The organism is Pantoea allii, from assembly GCF_002307475.1.
Lineage (GTDB): Bacteria > Pseudomonadota > Gammaproteobacteria > Enterobacterales > Enterobacteriaceae > Pantoea > Pantoea allii.
The window spans coordinates 14,860-28,919 of the sequence record NZ_NTMH01000042.1 but is presented as its reverse complement, the minus strand read 5'-3'; the positions used below and the strand labels follow the sequence as shown (position 1 = coordinate 28,919).

Below are 14,060 nucleotides of genomic sequence, written 5' to 3'. Positions count from 1 at the left end.
TGTCCCGTCCTGAATAGCGTTGACACATTTTCCACTGGTTTTGAGGAGAATGTGATGAAACAGTATGTTAAACGCACTCAGCGGGATTACTCTCTGTCTTTTAAGCTGGCAGTCGTGGAGCAGGTTGAAAAAGGCGAGATGACTTACCGCCAGGCTCAGGAACGCTACGGCATCCAGGGATGTTCCACCGTGCTCATGTGGTTACGTAAATACGGTCATCTGGACTGGCAGTCATCCCGGCAGCGCACCACCCGTGGAGGAAACATGACAAAATCTCTCCCCCTCACACCTGAACAGCGAATCAAAGAGCTTGAGCAGCAACTGGCTGAATCCGAAGTTAAAGCGCAGTTTTTTGAAGCTGTCGTGAAGGTGATGAACACCGAATTCGGTGCCACACTCACAAAGAAGCAGTTAGCGTCCTTATCGCGAAAGCACAGACACAATCCCTGAAACTGACTGTCGTCAGGGTCTGCCGGTATTTAAAGATAAGCCGTCAGGCCTGGTATCAGGGATGCCGGCGTGAAATGCGCAGGGCTGAAAAGGCACACCGCATTACTGAAGAAGTCAGACTTATCAGGTTACAGCAGCCCCGCCTGGGTACCCGGAAACTGCAGCATATTCTTAACGAGCGGGAAGATGCCGCATTGCATATCGGGCGGGACAGTCTGTTCGCTGTGCTGCGGGAAGCCCGGTTACTGGTTCATCCGGCAAGGGCTTATCATAAAACAACGAACAGCCGTCATCATTTTTACAGACATCCGAATCTGCTGAAAGCGGGGCCGGAGCAGACGGTAATCTCCGGTCCGGAGCAGGTATGGGTTGCCGACATCACCTGGCTTCCGGTAAGAACAGGTATGGCCTACATCAGTCTGGTAACGGACGCTTTCTCACGAAAAATCGTGGGGTATCATGTTCATGAAAGTCTGCATACGGAACACGTTATTAAGGCGCTGCAAATGGCACTGAGGGAGCGGCAGGGAAAGGGCCGCCTGATCCACCACTCAGATCGCGGACTTCAGTACTGTTCGGCAATGTATCAGTCAGTGCATAAAAAACACGGTCTTGTCTGTTCAATGACGGACGGCTACGACTGCTATCAGAATGCGCTGGCAGAAAGGGTTAACGGCATACTGAAAAATGAATTACTGATTACGCGTCCGGCAGACGTGGTGCAGGCAGGCAGGATGGTCAGTGAGTCAGTCAGGATCTATAACAGCCAGCGTCCTCATCTGTCATTAAAATACAAAACGCCTGATGAGGTACATCAGGCGTTTTAAAAGATAAAAAAAGTGTCAACCTATGCCAGGACTAGTCATAAATCGTTCAAAACGCGTTTTCCCTTACAAAGGGTAGGTTTGAAATAAAAACGATTCGCATTTACACTGTGTGCACGAAATAGACTGAGTGATGAATAAATGTACGTCTGTCTGTGTAATGCCATCAGTGATAAAACCCTCCGTGAAGTCGTGCGCCGCTATCAGCCAAAATCTATTCAGCAGTTGCGCCAAATCGTGCCAGTAGGAAAGCAATGCGGTAAATGCATTCGTGTCGCCCGTGAAATCATGGACGATGAGATGCAGCAGGTTCCGCAGTATAAAGAGATAGCCTGAAGGCTTTCGTCATCGGACATGATAATACCCACAGTTTTCATCGCGTTTTTTTGACTTCTTTTTAACCGCATCTACGCTCAAATAAACATGAGCGGAGGACGTGAAATGAAGGGCGATGCGAAAATCATAAGTCATCTCAATAAACTGTTGGGGAATGAACTGGTTGCGATCAATCAGTATTTTCTCCACGCACGGATGTTCAAAAACTGGGGGCTGATGCGTCTTAATGATGTTGAGTACCATGAGTCCATCGATGAAATGAAGCATGCGGACAAATACATTGAACGTATCCTGTTTCTTGAAGGCATCCCGAATCTGCAGGATCTGGGACGACTCAGGGTTGGTGAGGATGTAGAAGAGATGTTGCAGTCCGATCTCAATCTTGAACTCGAAGGTGCAAAAGATCTGCGTGAAGCTATCGCGTATGCCGACAAAATTCATGACTACGTGAGTCGGGATATGATGATCCAAATCCTGGCAGACGAAGAGCATCATATTGACTGGATCGAGACCGAGCTGGAGCTGATCAATAAAATGGGCATTCAAAACTACCTTCAGGCGCAAATCAGAGACGAGTGAGGCTTTGAATCACTATCACTCCCCAGCCCGCGACGGCCAGGAATGGACCAAAGGGAAGCGGGCTGTTTACAGACAACGTCCTGTTGATGACGACCAGTGCGATAAAGGCAAGCAGAGCCGTCAGGCTGGCAACCAGTGCAATCCAGGGTAGGGCCTGCCAACCGCACCATGTGCCCAGCGCGGCAAAAAGTTTAATATCCCCGTAGCCTAATCCCGCCTGATTCTTTATCTGACGATATAGCCAGGCAAGCAGCCACAGCGAGCCATAACCTGCAATTGCGCCACCCACAGCCGCAGATACAGTGACTGGCTTATAGAAAAAGAAGCGTGCGAGTCCCAGCCAAAGTAACGCGCCTGTCAGCACGTCCGGTAGCAAGAGATGACGCTGGTCGATGGCTGCAAGTAACAATAACAGGCAGGATGCCGTCAGAATAAAAGCGGCCACGATGAGGTGGTCACTGAACAACATAGCCAGTAACAGGCAGAGCAGGGCGCCCGTTAACTCAAACAGCAGCGGGAGCAGGCCGACAGGACGTCGGCAAAACCGACAGCGGCCGTGCAGGCGCAGCCAGCTTATCACCGGGATTCTGTCTCGCCATAAGACAGGTGCCTGGCAGTGCGTACAATGCGAGGGCGGCGTCCAGAGGGAAGTGAACCAGTCGTCTGGCGATATGGCCGGATGATAGCGCTGGCAGGCCAACGCAAGAAAGCTGCCGAGTGCGGCACCGAGTGCCGTAACAGTAAACAGAATGATGAGCACCGCTTGTCACCTCGAAGAGACCGGAAATGTCGCTACAGCCTGACTGAAGGCTGATTCGGAGTCATGGGCAGGATCAGCAACGTGGAAGGTCACTCACAGAGGAATTACAGTTTTGCATTTACTCTTCATCATCTTGTGCTGGCTTTAGCAAACAAGCCCGATTGCACTTTTCACGGGCAAAAACGCAACATGGGTTGCTTCCTGAGCAAATATACGTATAATGCGCGGGCCTACCGATATTGGTGGGCGCGATTCGAGCTGAATCGCAGACGGCAGAATTTTGGGCCGTCTGACAATACTCCCAACTGTGGAGTTATATGCTGAACGATTACACTCTCCCATCAATCGTAATGGGCTCGAGTAGTAATTTTTTTCGTCTATAAAATGTTTGGAGCCTTGGTCTCATGTCGAACCAAAGAATCCGTATCCGTCTTAAAGCGTTTGATCATCGTCTGATCGATCAATCAACCGCGGAAATCGTCGAGACTGCCAAGCGCACTGGTGCGCAGGTACGTGGTCCGATCCCGCTACCAACCCGCAAAGAGCGCTTTACCGTTCTGATCTCTCCGCACGTTAACAAAGATGCGCGTGATCAGTACGAAATTCGCACTCACAAGCGTCTGGTAGACATCGTTGAGCCAACTGAAAAAACCGTTGATGCTCTGATGCGTCTGGACCTGGCTGCCGGTGTTGACGTGCAGATCAGCCTGGGTTAATCAGGTCATCGAGCGATTGAGAGGTTGAAACAATGATTGGTTTAGTCGGTAAAAAAGTGGGAATGACCCGCATCTTCACTGAAGATGGCGTTTCTATCCCAGTAACCGTAATCGAAGTTGAAGCGAACCGCGTTACTCAGGTCAAAGGCCTGGAAAACGATGGTTACCAGGCAATTCAGGTTACCACCGGTGCTAAAAAAGCAAACCGTGTGACCAAACCTGAAGCTGGTCATTTTGCTAAAGCTGGCGTTGAAGCCGGCCGTGGCCTGTGGGAATTCCGCACCGTTGAAGGTGATGAGTATGCCGTAGGTCAGAGCATCAGCGTTGAAATTTTCGCTGACGTTAAAAAAGTAGACGTAACTGGCACCTCTAAAGGTAAAGGTTTCGCAGGTACCGTTAAGCGCTGGAACTTCCGTACCCAGGACGCGACCCACGGTAACTCCTTGTCTCACCGCGTTCCGGGTTCTATCGGTCAGAACCAGACTCCGGGCAAAGTGTTCAAAGGCAAGAAAATGGCAGGTCAGCTGGGTAATGAGCGCGTAACGGTTCAGAGCCTGGACGTAGTACGTGTTGACGCTGAGCGCAACCTGCTGCTGGTTAAAGGTGCAGTTCCCGGTGCTACCGGTAGCGACCTGATCGTTAAACCAGCTGTGAAGGCGTAAGGGGATAGCAATGGAATTAGTATTGAAAGACGCGCAGAGCGCGCTGACTGTTTCCGAAACTACCTTCGGTCGTGATTTCAACGAAGCGCTGGTTCACCAGGTTGTTGTTGCTTACGCATCAGGCGCCCGCCAGGGTAGTCGTGCGCAGAAAACTCGCGCCGAAGTCACTGGTTCAGGCAAAAAGCCTTGGCGTCAGAAGGGTACCGGCCGTGCGCGAGCAGGTTCTGTAAAGAGCCCAATCTGGCGTTCAGGTGGCGTAACCTTCGCTGCGAAGCCACAAGACCACAGTCAAAAAGTTAATAAAAAGATGTACCGCGGCGCGCTGAAAAGCATCCTGTCCGAACTGGTACGTCAAGACCGTCTGATCGTCGTCGAGCAGTTCTCTGTCGAAGCACCGAAAACCAAGTTGCTGGCACAGAAGCTGAAAGACATGGCGCTGGAAGACGTGCTGATCATCACCGGTGAACTGGATGAGAATCTGTTCCTGGCTGCGCGTAACCTGTACAAGGTTGACGTGCGTGATGCAGCGGGTATCGACCCAGTTAGCCTGATCGCCTTCGACAAAGTCGTTATGACTGCTGATGCAGTTAAGCAAGTTGAGGAGATGCTGGCATGATCCGTGAAGAACGTCTGCTGAAAGTACTGCGCGCGCCGCACGTATCTGAAAAGGCATCTAGCGCGATGGAAAAAACCAACACCATCGTACTCAAAGTAGCTAAAGACGCGACTAAAGCAGAGATCGTTGCTGCTGTTGAGAAGCTGTTCGAAGTAGAAGTTAAAGACGTAAACACCCTGGTAGTTAAAGGTAAAGTTAAGCGTCACGGACAGCGTATCGGTCGTCGTAGCGACTGGAAAAAAGCTTACGTCACCCTGAAGGAAGGCCAGAATCTGGACTTCGTCGGCGGCGCTGAGTAAGTCGGAGGAGAAAGACAATGGCAGTTGTTAAATGTAAACCGACATCTCCGGGTCGTCGCCACGTCGTTAAAGTGGTGAACCCAGAGTTGCACAAGGGCAAGCCGTTTGCTCCATTGCTGGAAAAGAACAGCAAATCCGGTGGCCGCAACAACAACGGTCGCATCACTACCCGTCACATCGGTGGTGGTCATAAGCAGGCTTACCGTCTGGTTGATTTCAAACGCAACAAAGATGGTATCCCGGCAACCGTTGAACGTCTTGAGTACGATCCGAACCGCTCTGCGAATATCGCACTGGTTCTGTACAAAGACGGCGAACGCCGTTACATCCTGGCCCCTAAAGGCCTGAAAGCCGGCGACCAGATCCAATCTGGCGTTGATGCTGCGATCAAAGCAGGTAACACACTGCCGATGCGTAACATCCCGGTGGGTTCTACCGTTCACAACGTAGAAATGAAACCAGGCAAAGGCGGTCAGATTGCTCGCTCAGCCGGTGCTTACGTGCAGATCGTTGCGCGTGATGGTTCCTACGTAACCCTGCGTCTGCGTTCAGGTGAAATGCGTAAAGTCGAAGCTGACTGTCGCGCAACTCTGGGCGAAGTCGGTAACGCTGAGCATATGCTGCGCGTTCTGGGTAAAGCCGGTGCAACCCGTTGGCGTGGTGTTCGTCCGACCGTTCGTGGTACCGCGATGAACCCAGTAGATCACCCGCACGGTGGTGGTGAAGGTCGTAACTTTGGTAAGCACCCGGTAACCCCGTGGGGCGTTCAGACCAAAGGTAAGAAGACCCGTAGCAACAAGCGTACCGATAAGTTTATCGTACGTCGCCGTAGCAAATAATATTAGAGGATAAGCCATGCCACGTTCTCTCAAGAAAGGTCCTTTTATTGACCTGCACTTGCTGAAGAAGGTAGAGAAAGCGGTGGAAAGCGGTGACAAGAAGCCTTTGCGCACTTGGTCCCGTCGTTCAACGATCTTTCCTAACATGATCGGTTTGACCATCGCTGTCCATAATGGTCGTCAGCACGTTCCTGTCTTTGTTTCCGACGAAATGGTTGGTCACAAACTGGGTGAATTCGCGCCGACACGTACTTATCGCGGTCACGCGGCTGATAAAAAAGCCAAGAAGAAATAAGTAGGAGGAAGAGATGGAAACTTTAGCTCAACATCGCCACGCTCGTTCTTCTGCTCAGAAGGTTCGCCTTGTTGCTGACCTGATCCGCGGTAAGAAAGTGTCGCAGGCACTGGACATTTTGACCTACACCAACAAGAAAGCGGCTGTACTGGTCAAGAAAGTTCTGGAATCTGCCATTGCTAACGCTGAACACAACGATGGCGCTGATATCGACGATCTCAAAGTCGCGAAAATTTTCGTCGACGAAGGCCCAAGCATGAAGCGCATTATGCCTCGTGCAAAAGGTCGTGCAGATCGCATCCTGAAGCGCACCAGCCACATTACTGTGGTTGTGTCCGATCGCTGAGACTCTGGAGACTAGCAATGGGTCAGAAAGTACATCCTAATGGTATTCGCCTGGGTATTGTAAAACCATGGAACTCTACCTGGTTTGCGAACACCAAAGAATTCGCTGACAACCTGGACAGCGACTTTAAAGTACGTCAGTACCTGACTAAGGAACTGGCGAAGGCGTCTGTATCTCGTATCGTTATCGAGCGTCCGGCTAAGAGCATCCGTGTGACTATTCACACTGCTCGTCCTGGCATCGTGATCGGTAAGAAAGGTGAAGACGTTGAAAAACTGCGCACGGTCGTAGCGAAAATCGCTGGCGTTCCTGCACAGATCAATATCGCCGAAGTCCGTAAACCGGAACTGGACGCGAAACTGGTTGCTGACAGCATCACTTCACAGCTGGAGCGTCGTGTGATGTTCCGTCGTGCTATGAAGCGTGCGGTTCAGAACGCCATGCGTCTGGGCGCGAAGGGTATTAAAGTTGAAGTTAGCGGCCGTCTGGGCGGCGCCGAGATCGCACGTACCGAATGGTATCGTGAAGGTCGCGTGCCGTTGCACACTCTGCGTGCTGACATTGACTACAACACCTCTGAAGCGCACACCACTTATGGTGTAATCGGCGTTAAGGTATGGATCTTCAAAGGCGAGATCCTGGGTGGTATGGCTGCTGTTGAACAACCGGAACCGGCTGCTCAACCTAAAAAGCAGCAGCGTAAAGGCCGTAAGTAAGGAGAGTCGCTATGTTACAACCAAAGCGTACAAAATTCCGTAAAGTGCATAAAGGCCGCAACCGTGGTCTGGCGCAGGGTACGGATGTTAGCTTCGGGACTTTCGGTCTGAAAGCTGTTGGCCGTGGTCGTCTGACTGCCCGTCAGATCGAAGCAGCACGTCGTGCTATGACCCGTGCAGTTAAGCGTCAAGGTAAGATCTGGATCCGTGTATTCCCGGACAAACCGATCACCGAGAAGCCGCTGGAAGTGCGTATGGGTAAAGGTAAGGGTAACGTCGAGTATTGGGTTGCCCTGATCCAGCCTGGTAAAGTCCTGTATGAAATGGACGGCGTACCAGAAGAGCTGGCCCGTGAAGCATTCAAGCTGGCAGCAGCAAAACTGCCTATCAAAACCACCTTTGTAACTAAGACGGTGATGTAATGAAAGCAACAGAGCTGCGTGAAAAAAGCGTTGAAGAGCTGAACACTGAGCTGCTTAATCTGCTGCGTGAGCAATTTAACCTGCGCATGCAGGCAGCATCTGGCCAACTGCAGCAGTCTCATCTGCTGAAGCAGGTTCGCCGTGATGTTGCGCGCGTTAAGACTTTACTGACTGAGAAGGCGGGTTCGTAATGACCGATAAAATCCGTACTCTGCAGGGTCGTGTCGTTAGTGACAAAATGCAGAAATCTGCGGTTGTTGCTATCGAGCGTTTCGTGAAGCATCCAATTTATGGAAAATTCATTAAGCGTACGACTAAGCTGCACATCCATGACGAGAACAACGAATGTGGAATCGGTGACGTGGTAGAAATCCGCGAATGCCGTCCACTGTCTAAGACTAAGTCCTGGACACTTGTTCGCGTTGTAGAGAAAGCAATTCTGTAATAGAATCTGCCCTCTTTAAAAATCGAATGAACGGCTCGGATGAGCCGTTCATTTTTTCTACCCATCTGCGAGAACCGGTGTTATAATGCCGCGCCCTCAATTATGGGGCTTTCAAACGACCTGAGGTCTGGGTCCCGAAGTAGTAGTTGACATTAGCGGAGCACTGAAATGATCCAAGAACAGACTATGCTGAACGTCGCCGACAACTCCGGTGCACGTCGCGTAATGTGTATCAAGGTTCTGGGTGGCTCGCACCGTCGCTACGCAGGCGTCGGCGACATCATTAAAGTTACCATCAAGGAAGCAATTCCACGTGGTAAAGTTAAAAAAGGTGATGTCCTGAAGGCGGTAGTGGTGCGCACCAGGAAGGGTGTTCGTCGCCCGGACGGTTCTGTCATTCGCTTCGATGGTAATGCATGCGTTATTTTAAACAATAACAGTGAGCAGCCTATCGGTACGCGTATTTTTGGGCCGGTAACTCGTGAACTTCGTACTGAAAAGTTCATGAAAATTATCTCTCTGGCACCAGAAGTACTCTAAGGAGCTAACAATGGCAGCTAAAATCCGTCGTAACGACGAAGTTATCGTGTTAACCGGTAAAGATAAAGGTAAGCGCGGTAAAGTTAAGAACGTCCTGTCTTCTGGCAAGGTCATCGTTGAAGGTATCAACCTGGTTAAGAAACATCAGAAGCCTGTCCCGGCTCTGAACCAACCAGGCGGCATCGTTGAAAAAGAAGCTGCAATTCAGGTTTCTAACGTTGCACTCTTCAATGCGGCAACCGGTAAGGCTGACCGTGTAGGCTTTAGATTCGAAGACGGCAAAAAAGTCCGTTTCTTCAAGTCTAATAGCGAAACTATCAAGTAATTTGGAGTAGTACGATGGCGAAACTGCATGATTACTACAAAGACGAGGTAGTCCAGAAACTCATGAGTGAGTTCGGCTACAATTCTGTCATGCAAGTCCCTCGGGTCGAGAAGATCACCCTGAACATGGGTGTTGGTGAAGCGATCGCTGACAAGAAACTGCTGGATAACGCAGCAGCTGACCTGGCAGCAATCTCCGGTCAAAAACCGTTGATCACCAAAGCACGCAAATCAGTTGCAGGCTTCAAAATCCGTCAGGGCTATCCGATCGGCTGTAAAGTAACTCTGCGTGGCGAACGCATGTGGGAGTTCTTTGAGCGTCTGATCACCATTGCTGTACCGCGTATCCGTGACTTCCGTGGCTTGTCCGCTAAGTCATTCGATGGTCGTGGCAACTACAGCATGGGTGTACGTGAGCAGATCATCTTCCCAGAAATCGACTATGACAAAGTCGATCGCGTTCGTGGTTTGGATATTACCATTACCACTACTGCGAAATCTGATGATGAAGGCCGTGCTCTGCTGGCTGCCTTTGACTTCCCGTTCCGTAAGTAAGGTAGGGTTACTTAATGGCTAAGCAATCTATGAAAGCACGCGAAGTTAAGCGTGTGAAATTAGCAGACAAATTCTTCGCAAAACGCGCTGAACTGAAAGCGATCATTTCTGATGTGAACGCTTCCGACGAAGACCGTTGGGATGCCGTTCTCAAGCTGCAGAGTCTGCCGCGTGATTCCAGCCCTTCACGTCAGCGTAACCGCTGCCGTCAAACAGGTCGTCCGCACGGTTTCCTGCGGAAGTTTGGGTTGAGCCGTATCAAGGTCCGTGAAGCCGCAATGCGCGGTGAAATCCCGGGTCTGAAAAAGGCTAGCTGGTAATTGTCACCAATTGAATCACGGGAGTAACACAGATGAGCATGCAAGATCCGATCGCGGATATGCTGACCCGTATCCGTAACGGTCAGGCCGCGAACAAAGTTGCGGTCACCATGCCCTCCTCCAAGCTGAAATTGGCAATTGCCAACGTGCTGAAGGAAGAAGGCTTTATTGAAGATTTTAAAATCGAAGGCGACATCAAGCTGGAACTGGAACTGACTCTTAAGTATTTCCAGGGTAAAGCTGTTGTAGAAAGCATTCAGCGAGTAAGCCGTCCCGGCCTGCGCATCTATAAGAAAAAAGATGAGCTGCCAAAGGTAATGGCTGGTATGGGTATCGCTGTAATTTCTACATCGAAAGGTGTCATGACTGATCGTGCAGCGCGCCAGGCAGGTCTTGGTGGCGAAATTATCTGCTACGTAGCGTAATCGGAGGATACTATGTCTCGTGTTGCTAAAGCACCTGTCGTTGTTCCTGCCGGCGTAGAGGTAAAACTCAACGGTCAGGTAATTTCGATTAAAGGTAAAAACGGCGAGCTGACTCGTACTATCAATGATGCTGTTGAAGTTAAGCATGCTGACAACGCTCTGACTTTCGCCCCGCGCGAAGGTTATGTTGACGGCTGGGCGCAGGCGGGTACATCTCGCGCGCTGCTGAACTCGATGGTTATCGGTGTTACCGAAGGCTTCACTAAGAAGCTGCAGCTGGTTGGTGTTGGTTATCGTGCTGCCGTAAAAGGCAACGTAGTTAACCTGTCTCTGGGCTTTTCTCATCCAGTTGATCACCAGCTGCCCGCGGGTATCACTGCAGAGTGTCCGACTCAGACTGAAATCGTGCTGAAAGGCGCTGATAAGCAGGTGATCGGCCAGGTTGCAGCTGACTTGCGCGCCTACCGTCGTCCTGAGCCTTATAAAGGCAAGGGTGTCCGTTACGCCGACGAAGTCGTGCGTACCAAAGAGGCTAAGAAGAAGTAAGGTAACACTATGGATAAGAAATCTGCTCGTATCCGTCGTGCGACCCGTGCACGTCGCAAGCTCAAAGAGCTGGGTGCTACTCGCCTGGTGGTACATCGTACCCCGCGTCACATTTACGCACAGGTAATCGCCCCGAACGGTTCCGAAGTTCTGGTTGCTGCTTCTACTGTAGAAAAAGCTATCACTGAACAACTGAAGTTTACCGGTAATAAAGAAGCCGCAGCTGCTGTAGGTAAAGCTATTGCAGAACGCGCAATCGAAAAAGGCATCACTGGTGTTTCTTTCGACCGTTCCGGTTTCCAATATCATGGTCGCGTCCAGGCACTGGCAGATGCTGCCCGTGAAGCTGGCCTTCAGTTCTAAGGTAGAGGTCTAAGATGGCACACATCGAGAAACAAGCTGGCGAACTGCAGGAAAAACTGATCGCGGTAAACCGTGTTTCTAAAACTGTAAAAGGTGGTCGTATTTTCTCCTTCACCGCACTGACTGTAGTGGGTGATGGTAACGGCCGCGTTGGTTTTGGTTACGGTAAAGCGCGCGAAGTTCCAGCAGCGATCCAGAAAGCGATGGAGAAAGCCCGTCGCAACATGGTAAATGTCGCGCTGATCAACGGCACCCTGCAGCACCCTGTTAAAGGTGCGCACACTGGGTCCCGTGTGTTCATGCAGCCGGCTTCAGAAGGTACCGGTATCATCGCCGGTGGTGCAATGCGCGCCGTTCTGGAAGTCGCTGGAGTACATAACGTTCTGGCAAAAGCCTATGGTTCTACTAACCCGATTAACGTGGTTCGTGCAACTATTGACGGTCTGGGCAATATGAAGTCTCCGGAAATGGTCGCTGCTAAGCGTGGTAAATCCGTTGAAGAAATTCTGGGGTAATCACGATGGCTAACACTATTAAAATCACCCAAACCCGTAGTTCAATCGGCCGCTTGCCTAAGCATAAAGCCACTCTGGTTGGCCTGGGTCTGCGTCGTATTGGTCATACCGTAGAGCGTGAAGATACGCCAGCTGTACGCGGCATGGTCAACGCGGTTTCCTACATGGTTAAAGTGGAGGAGTAAGAGATGCGTTTAAATACTCTGTCTCCGGCCGAAGGGTCTAAGCACGCTAGCAAGCGTCTGGGTCGTGGTATTGGTTCTGGCCTCGGAAAAACCGGTGGTCGTGGTCACAAAGGTCAGAACTCACGTTCTGGCGGTGGCGTACGTCGCGGTTTCGAAGGTGGTCAGATGCCTCTGTACCGTCGTCTGCCGAAGTTCGGTTTCACCTCTCGCAAAGCAATGATCACCACAGAGATTCGTCTGTCTGATCTGGCGAAAGTTGAAGGCGGTATCGTCGACCTGAACGCGCTGAAAGCAGCCAACATTGTCGGTGTTCAGATTGAATACGTTAAAGTTATTCTTTCTGGTGAAGTTTCTGCACCGGTAACGGTTCGCGGCTTACGTGTCACCAAAGGTGCGCGTGCTGCAATCGAAGCTGCTGGCGGTAAAATCGAGGAATAAGTAGCAGATGGCTAAACAACCGGGATTAGATTTTCAAAGTGCCAAAGGTGGCTTTGGTGAACTGAAACGCAGACTTCTGTTTGTTATCGGTGCACTGATTGTCTTCCGTATTGGCTCTTTCATTCCGATCCCTGGTATTGATGCCACTGTACTTGCCAAACTGCTTGAGCAACAGCGTGGCACCATCATTGAAATGTTTAACATGTTCTCTGGTGGTGCTCTCAGCCGTGCTTCTATTTTTGCTCTGGGTATCATGCCGTACATTTCGGCATCGATTATTATCCAGCTGTTAACGGTGGTTCATCCTGCGTTAGCTGAAATCAAGAAAGAAGGGGAGGCTGGCCGTCGTAAGATTAGCCAGTACACCCGTTACGGTACGTTGGTATTGGCCGTATTCCAGTCAATCGGTATTGCTACCGGTTTACCGAATATGCCTGGTATGCAGGGCCTGGTGATGAATCCAGGCTTTGCATTCTATTTTACCGCTGTTGTGAGTCTGGTTACCGGGACAATGTTCCTGATGTGGCTGGGCGAACAGATTACTGAACGTGGTATCGGTAACGGTATTTCGATCATTATCTTCGCAGGTATTGTTGCGGGTCTCCCGCCGGCCATTGGCCATACCATCGAGCAAGCGCGGCAAGGTGACCTGCACTTCCTTCTGTTGCTGTTGGTTGCAGTTCTCGTATTTGCAGTGACCTTCTTTGTTATTTTCGTTGAGCGTGGTCAACGCCGCATTGTGGTGAACTATGCGAAACGTCAACAAGGTCGCCGTGTATACGCTGCACAGAGCACACATTTACCGTTGAAAGTGAATATGGCAGGGGTTATCCCGGCAATCTTCGCTTCCAGCATTATTCTGTTCCCGGCAACGATTGCATCGTGGTTCGGGGGCGGTACCGGTTGGAACTGGCTGACAACAATTTCGATGTATTTGCAGCCAGGACAGCCGCTTTATGTGCTACTCTATGCGACTGCTATCATCTTCTTCTGTTTCTTCTACACGGCGTTGGTTTTCAACCCGCGTGAAACAGCAGATAACCTGAAGAAGTCTGGTGCATTCGTACCGGGAATTCGTCCGGGAGAGCAAACGGCGAAGTATATTGATAAAGTAATGACGCGGTTAACCTTAATCGGTGCCCTGTATATTACGTTTATCTGCCTTATCCCGGAGTTCATGCGTGATGCGATGAAAGTTCCTTTCTACTTTGGCGGTACATCACTGCTCATCGTAGTGGTCGTCATCATGGACTTTATGGCTCAAGTGCAAACTCTGATGATGTCAAGTCAGTACGAGTCTGCATTGAAGAAAGCTAACCTGAAGGGCTACGGCCGTTAATTCAGGTGGTTGAGAAGTTACGGAGAGTAAAAATGAAAGTTCGTGCTTCCGTCAAGAAATTATGTCGTAACTGCAAAATCATTCGTCGCGACGGTGTCGTTCGTGTGATCTGTAGCGCCGAGCCAAAGCATAAACAGCGCCAAGGCTGATTTTCACATATTTTTCTTGCAAAGTCGGGTTGAGCTGGCTAGATTAGCCAGCCAAT

At 50.6% G+C, this 14,060-nt stretch carries 27 protein-coding genes; 26 read left to right on the top strand and 1 reads right to left on the bottom strand.

All coding sequences use genetic code 11. From position 1 onward, the window contains the following. The first annotated feature begins 54 nt into the window (after positions 1 to 54). The 3 genes from CMR03_RS21470 to bfr all read left to right on the top strand — a co-directional run bounded on the left by CMR03_RS21470 (position 55) and on the right by bfr (position 2,189). Positions 55 to 1,277 (top strand): IS3 family transposase gene (locus tag CMR03_RS21470; RefSeq protein ID WP_425270632.1). Its coding sequence is split into 2 segments (ribosomal slippage): positions 55 to 399 and positions 402 to 1,277, totalling 1,221 coding nucleotides; the frame shifts between segments, so codons are not numbered across the junction. A 138-nt stretch (positions 1,278 to 1,415) separates the two neighbouring features. After that, positions 1,416 to 1,610, top strand: coding sequence for a bacterioferritin-associated ferredoxin (gene bfd, locus CMR03_RS21465; RefSeq protein ID WP_063877469.1), 195 nt, complete (start codon positions 1,416 to 1,418; stop codon positions 1,608 to 1,610). 105 nt (positions 1,611 to 1,715) lie between these two features. After that, positions 1,716 to 2,189, top strand: coding sequence for a bacterioferritin (gene bfr, locus CMR03_RS21460; RefSeq protein ID WP_063877468.1), 474 nt, complete (start codon positions 1,716 to 1,718; stop codon positions 2,187 to 2,189). On the opposite strand, the gene CMR03_RS21455 is transcribed toward bfr, so the two are convergent. Continuing rightward, entirely contained in the window at positions 2,176 to 2,949 is a 774-nt protein-coding gene (locus CMR03_RS21455) for a prepilin peptidase (protein ID WP_063877467.1), read from the bottom strand. The genes bfr and CMR03_RS21455 overlap by 14 nt on opposite strands. Before the next feature lie 404 nt (positions 2,950 to 3,353). On the opposite strand from CMR03_RS21455, the gene rpsJ reads away from it, so the two are divergent. From rpsJ to rpmJ, 23 genes are all read left to right on the top strand, one after another. Further along, positions 3,354 to 3,665, top strand: coding sequence for a 30S ribosomal protein S10 (gene rpsJ / locus CMR03_RS21450; RefSeq protein WP_006120582.1), 312 nt, complete (start codon positions 3,354 to 3,356; stop codon positions 3,663 to 3,665). A gap of 32 nt (positions 3,666 to 3,697) precedes the next feature. After that, a complete protein-coding gene (gene rplC, locus CMR03_RS21445; RefSeq protein WP_013027467.1) occupies positions 3,698 to 4,327 on the top strand; it encodes a 50S ribosomal protein L3 in 630 nt (209 codons plus the stop codon). Between the two features lie 10 nt (positions 4,328 to 4,337). Further along, positions 4,338 to 4,943 (top strand): 50S ribosomal protein L4, encoded by a 606-nt coding sequence (gene rplD, locus CMR03_RS21440; RefSeq protein WP_063877466.1) that lies wholly within the window; start codon positions 4,338 to 4,340, stop codon positions 4,941 to 4,943. Next, entirely contained in the window at positions 4,940 to 5,242 is a 303-nt protein-coding gene (gene rplW, locus CMR03_RS21435; protein ID WP_006120585.1) for a 50S ribosomal protein L23, read from the top strand. Before rplD ends, rplW begins: the two co-directional genes overlap by 4 nt. Before the next feature lie 17 nt (positions 5,243 to 5,259). After that, positions 5,260 to 6,081: a 50S ribosomal protein L2 gene (gene rplB, locus CMR03_RS21430; RefSeq protein ID WP_063877465.1), complete on the top strand. Its 822-nt coding sequence runs from the start codon at positions 5,260 to 5,262 to the stop codon at positions 6,079 to 6,081. A 16-nt stretch (positions 6,082 to 6,097) separates the two neighbouring features. Beyond that, positions 6,098 to 6,376, top strand: coding sequence for a 30S ribosomal protein S19 (rpsS, locus tag CMR03_RS21425; protein ID WP_001138115.1), 279 nt, complete (start codon positions 6,098 to 6,100; stop codon positions 6,374 to 6,376). Between the two features lie 13 nt (positions 6,377 to 6,389). Then, positions 6,390 to 6,722, top strand: a complete 333-nt coding sequence (gene rplV, locus CMR03_RS21420; protein WP_002919773.1) for a 50S ribosomal protein L22 — start codon at positions 6,390 to 6,392, stop codon at positions 6,720 to 6,722. Positions 6,723 to 6,739: 17 nt separating this feature from the next. Next, complete coding sequence (gene rpsC, locus CMR03_RS21415) at positions 6,740 to 7,438, top strand: 30S ribosomal protein S3 (RefSeq protein ID WP_006120587.1); 699 nt, start codon at positions 6,740 to 6,742, stop codon at positions 7,436 to 7,438. 11 nt (positions 7,439 to 7,449) lie between these two features. Next, complete coding sequence (gene rplP / locus CMR03_RS21410; protein ID WP_002438716.1) at positions 7,450 to 7,860, top strand: 50S ribosomal protein L16; 411 nt, start codon at positions 7,450 to 7,452, stop codon at positions 7,858 to 7,860. Beyond that, a complete protein-coding gene (rpmC, locus tag CMR03_RS21405) occupies positions 7,860 to 8,051 on the top strand; it encodes a 50S ribosomal protein L29 (protein ID WP_006120588.1) in 192 nt (63 codons plus the stop codon). Before rplP ends, rpmC begins: the two co-directional genes overlap by 1 nt. Next, positions 8,051 to 8,305: a 30S ribosomal protein S17 gene (gene rpsQ / locus CMR03_RS21400; protein WP_006120589.1), complete on the top strand. Its 255-nt coding sequence runs from the start codon at positions 8,051 to 8,053 to the stop codon at positions 8,303 to 8,305. The genes rpmC and rpsQ overlap by 1 nt, the downstream gene beginning before the upstream one ends. A 168-nt stretch (positions 8,306 to 8,473) precedes the next feature. After that, on the top strand, positions 8,474 to 8,845 hold the full coding sequence (gene rplN, locus CMR03_RS21395; RefSeq protein WP_006120590.1) for a 50S ribosomal protein L14: 372 nt from the start codon (positions 8,474 to 8,476) through the stop codon (positions 8,843 to 8,845). Positions 8,846 to 8,855: 10 nt separating this feature from the next. Continuing rightward, positions 8,856 to 9,170 (top strand): 50S ribosomal protein L24, encoded by a 315-nt coding sequence (gene rplX / locus CMR03_RS21390; RefSeq protein ID WP_003850150.1) that lies wholly within the window; start codon positions 8,856 to 8,858, stop codon positions 9,168 to 9,170. 14 nt (positions 9,171 to 9,184) lie between these two features. After that, positions 9,185 to 9,724 (top strand): 50S ribosomal protein L5, encoded by a 540-nt coding sequence (gene rplE / locus CMR03_RS21385; RefSeq protein WP_006120591.1) that lies wholly within the window; start codon positions 9,185 to 9,187, stop codon positions 9,722 to 9,724. Positions 9,725 to 9,738: 14 nt separating this feature from the next. Next, positions 9,739 to 10,044 (top strand): 30S ribosomal protein S14, encoded by a 306-nt coding sequence (gene rpsN, locus CMR03_RS21380; protein WP_006120592.1) that lies wholly within the window; start codon positions 9,739 to 9,741, stop codon positions 10,042 to 10,044. Between the two features lie 32 nt (positions 10,045 to 10,076). Further along, positions 10,077 to 10,469 (top strand): 30S ribosomal protein S8, encoded by a 393-nt coding sequence (gene rpsH, locus CMR03_RS21375; RefSeq protein WP_013027465.1) that lies wholly within the window; start codon positions 10,077 to 10,079, stop codon positions 10,467 to 10,469. Positions 10,470 to 10,481: 12 nt separating this feature from the next. Then, positions 10,482 to 11,015: a 50S ribosomal protein L6 gene (rplF, locus tag CMR03_RS21370; protein ID WP_063877464.1), complete on the top strand. Its 534-nt coding sequence runs from the start codon at positions 10,482 to 10,484 to the stop codon at positions 11,013 to 11,015. Positions 11,016 to 11,024: 9 nt separating this feature from the next. Beyond that, positions 11,025 to 11,378, top strand: coding sequence for a 50S ribosomal protein L18 (gene rplR / locus CMR03_RS21365; protein ID WP_013027463.1), 354 nt, complete (start codon positions 11,025 to 11,027; stop codon positions 11,376 to 11,378). Positions 11,379 to 11,392: 14 nt separating this feature from the next. Next, positions 11,393 to 11,893: a 30S ribosomal protein S5 gene (gene rpsE / locus CMR03_RS21360; protein ID WP_006120595.1), complete on the top strand. Its 501-nt coding sequence runs from the start codon at positions 11,393 to 11,395 to the stop codon at positions 11,891 to 11,893. Between the two features lie 5 nt (positions 11,894 to 11,898). After that, positions 11,899 to 12,078 (top strand): 50S ribosomal protein L30, encoded by a 180-nt coding sequence (gene rpmD, locus CMR03_RS21355; protein ID WP_013027462.1) that lies wholly within the window; start codon positions 11,899 to 11,901, stop codon positions 12,076 to 12,078. A 3-nt stretch (positions 12,079 to 12,081) separates the two neighbouring features. Then, complete coding sequence (gene rplO, locus CMR03_RS21350) at positions 12,082 to 12,516, top strand: 50S ribosomal protein L15 (protein ID WP_063877463.1); 435 nt, start codon at positions 12,082 to 12,084, stop codon at positions 12,514 to 12,516. 7 nt (positions 12,517 to 12,523) lie between these two features. Next, positions 12,524 to 13,855: a preprotein translocase subunit SecY gene (gene secY / locus CMR03_RS21345; protein ID WP_063877462.1), complete on the top strand. Its 1,332-nt coding sequence runs from the start codon at positions 12,524 to 12,526 to the stop codon at positions 13,853 to 13,855. 32 nt (positions 13,856 to 13,887) lie between these two features. Then, a complete protein-coding gene (gene rpmJ, locus CMR03_RS21340; protein WP_004160566.1) occupies positions 13,888 to 14,004 on the top strand; it encodes a 50S ribosomal protein L36 in 117 nt (38 codons plus the stop codon). The last annotated feature ends 56 nt before the right edge of the window (positions 14,005 to 14,060 follow it).

What these genes read in the sequence shown, in the direction of transcription:
- bfd (WP_063877469.1), top strand. Translation starts at nt 1,416, where the DNA reads ATGTACGTCTGTCTGTGTAATGCCATCAGTGATAAAACCCTCCGTGAA.
- bfr (WP_063877468.1), top strand. Translation starts at nt 1,716, where the DNA reads ATGAAGGGCGATGCGAAAATCATAAGTCATCTCAATAAACTGTTGGGG.
- rpsJ (WP_006120582.1), top strand. Translation starts at nt 3,354, where the DNA reads ATGTCGAACCAAAGAATCCGTATCCGTCTTAAAGCGTTTGATCATCGT.
- rplC (WP_013027467.1), top strand. Translation starts at nt 3,698, where the DNA reads ATGATTGGTTTAGTCGGTAAAAAAGTGGGAATGACCCGCATCTTCACT.
- rplD (WP_063877466.1), top strand. Translation starts at nt 4,338, where the DNA reads ATGGAATTAGTATTGAAAGACGCGCAGAGCGCGCTGACTGTTTCCGAA.
- rplW (WP_006120585.1), top strand. Translation starts at nt 4,940, where the DNA reads ATGATCCGTGAAGAACGTCTGCTGAAAGTACTGCGCGCGCCGCACGTA.
- rplB (WP_063877465.1), top strand. Translation starts at nt 5,260, where the DNA reads ATGGCAGTTGTTAAATGTAAACCGACATCTCCGGGTCGTCGCCACGTC.
- rpsS (WP_001138115.1), top strand. Translation starts at nt 6,098, where the DNA reads ATGCCACGTTCTCTCAAGAAAGGTCCTTTTATTGACCTGCACTTGCTG.
- rplV (WP_002919773.1), top strand. Translation starts at nt 6,390, where the DNA reads ATGGAAACTTTAGCTCAACATCGCCACGCTCGTTCTTCTGCTCAGAAG.
- rpsC (WP_006120587.1), top strand. Translation starts at nt 6,740, where the DNA reads ATGGGTCAGAAAGTACATCCTAATGGTATTCGCCTGGGTATTGTAAAA.
- rplP (WP_002438716.1), top strand. Translation starts at nt 7,450, where the DNA reads ATGTTACAACCAAAGCGTACAAAATTCCGTAAAGTGCATAAAGGCCGC.
- rpmC (WP_006120588.1), top strand. Translation starts at nt 7,860, where the DNA reads ATGAAAGCAACAGAGCTGCGTGAAAAAAGCGTTGAAGAGCTGAACACT.
- rpsQ (WP_006120589.1), top strand. Translation starts at nt 8,051, where the DNA reads ATGACCGATAAAATCCGTACTCTGCAGGGTCGTGTCGTTAGTGACAAA.
- rplN (WP_006120590.1), top strand. Translation starts at nt 8,474, where the DNA reads ATGATCCAAGAACAGACTATGCTGAACGTCGCCGACAACTCCGGTGCA.
- rplX (WP_003850150.1), top strand. Translation starts at nt 8,856, where the DNA reads ATGGCAGCTAAAATCCGTCGTAACGACGAAGTTATCGTGTTAACCGGT.
- rplE (WP_006120591.1), top strand. Translation starts at nt 9,185, where the DNA reads ATGGCGAAACTGCATGATTACTACAAAGACGAGGTAGTCCAGAAACTC.
- rpsN (WP_006120592.1), top strand. Translation starts at nt 9,739, where the DNA reads ATGGCTAAGCAATCTATGAAAGCACGCGAAGTTAAGCGTGTGAAATTA.
- rpsH (WP_013027465.1), top strand. Translation starts at nt 10,077, where the DNA reads ATGAGCATGCAAGATCCGATCGCGGATATGCTGACCCGTATCCGTAAC.
- rplF (WP_063877464.1), top strand. Translation starts at nt 10,482, where the DNA reads ATGTCTCGTGTTGCTAAAGCACCTGTCGTTGTTCCTGCCGGCGTAGAG.
- rplR (WP_013027463.1), top strand. Translation starts at nt 11,025, where the DNA reads ATGGATAAGAAATCTGCTCGTATCCGTCGTGCGACCCGTGCACGTCGC.
- rpsE (WP_006120595.1), top strand. Translation starts at nt 11,393, where the DNA reads ATGGCACACATCGAGAAACAAGCTGGCGAACTGCAGGAAAAACTGATC.
- rpmD (WP_013027462.1), top strand. Translation starts at nt 11,899, where the DNA reads ATGGCTAACACTATTAAAATCACCCAAACCCGTAGTTCAATCGGCCGC.
- rplO (WP_063877463.1), top strand. Translation starts at nt 12,082, where the DNA reads ATGCGTTTAAATACTCTGTCTCCGGCCGAAGGGTCTAAGCACGCTAGC.
- secY (WP_063877462.1), top strand. Translation starts at nt 12,524, where the DNA reads ATGGCTAAACAACCGGGATTAGATTTTCAAAGTGCCAAAGGTGGCTTT.
- rpmJ (WP_004160566.1), top strand. Translation starts at nt 13,888, where the DNA reads ATGAAAGTTCGTGCTTCCGTCAAGAAATTATGTCGTAACTGCAAAATC.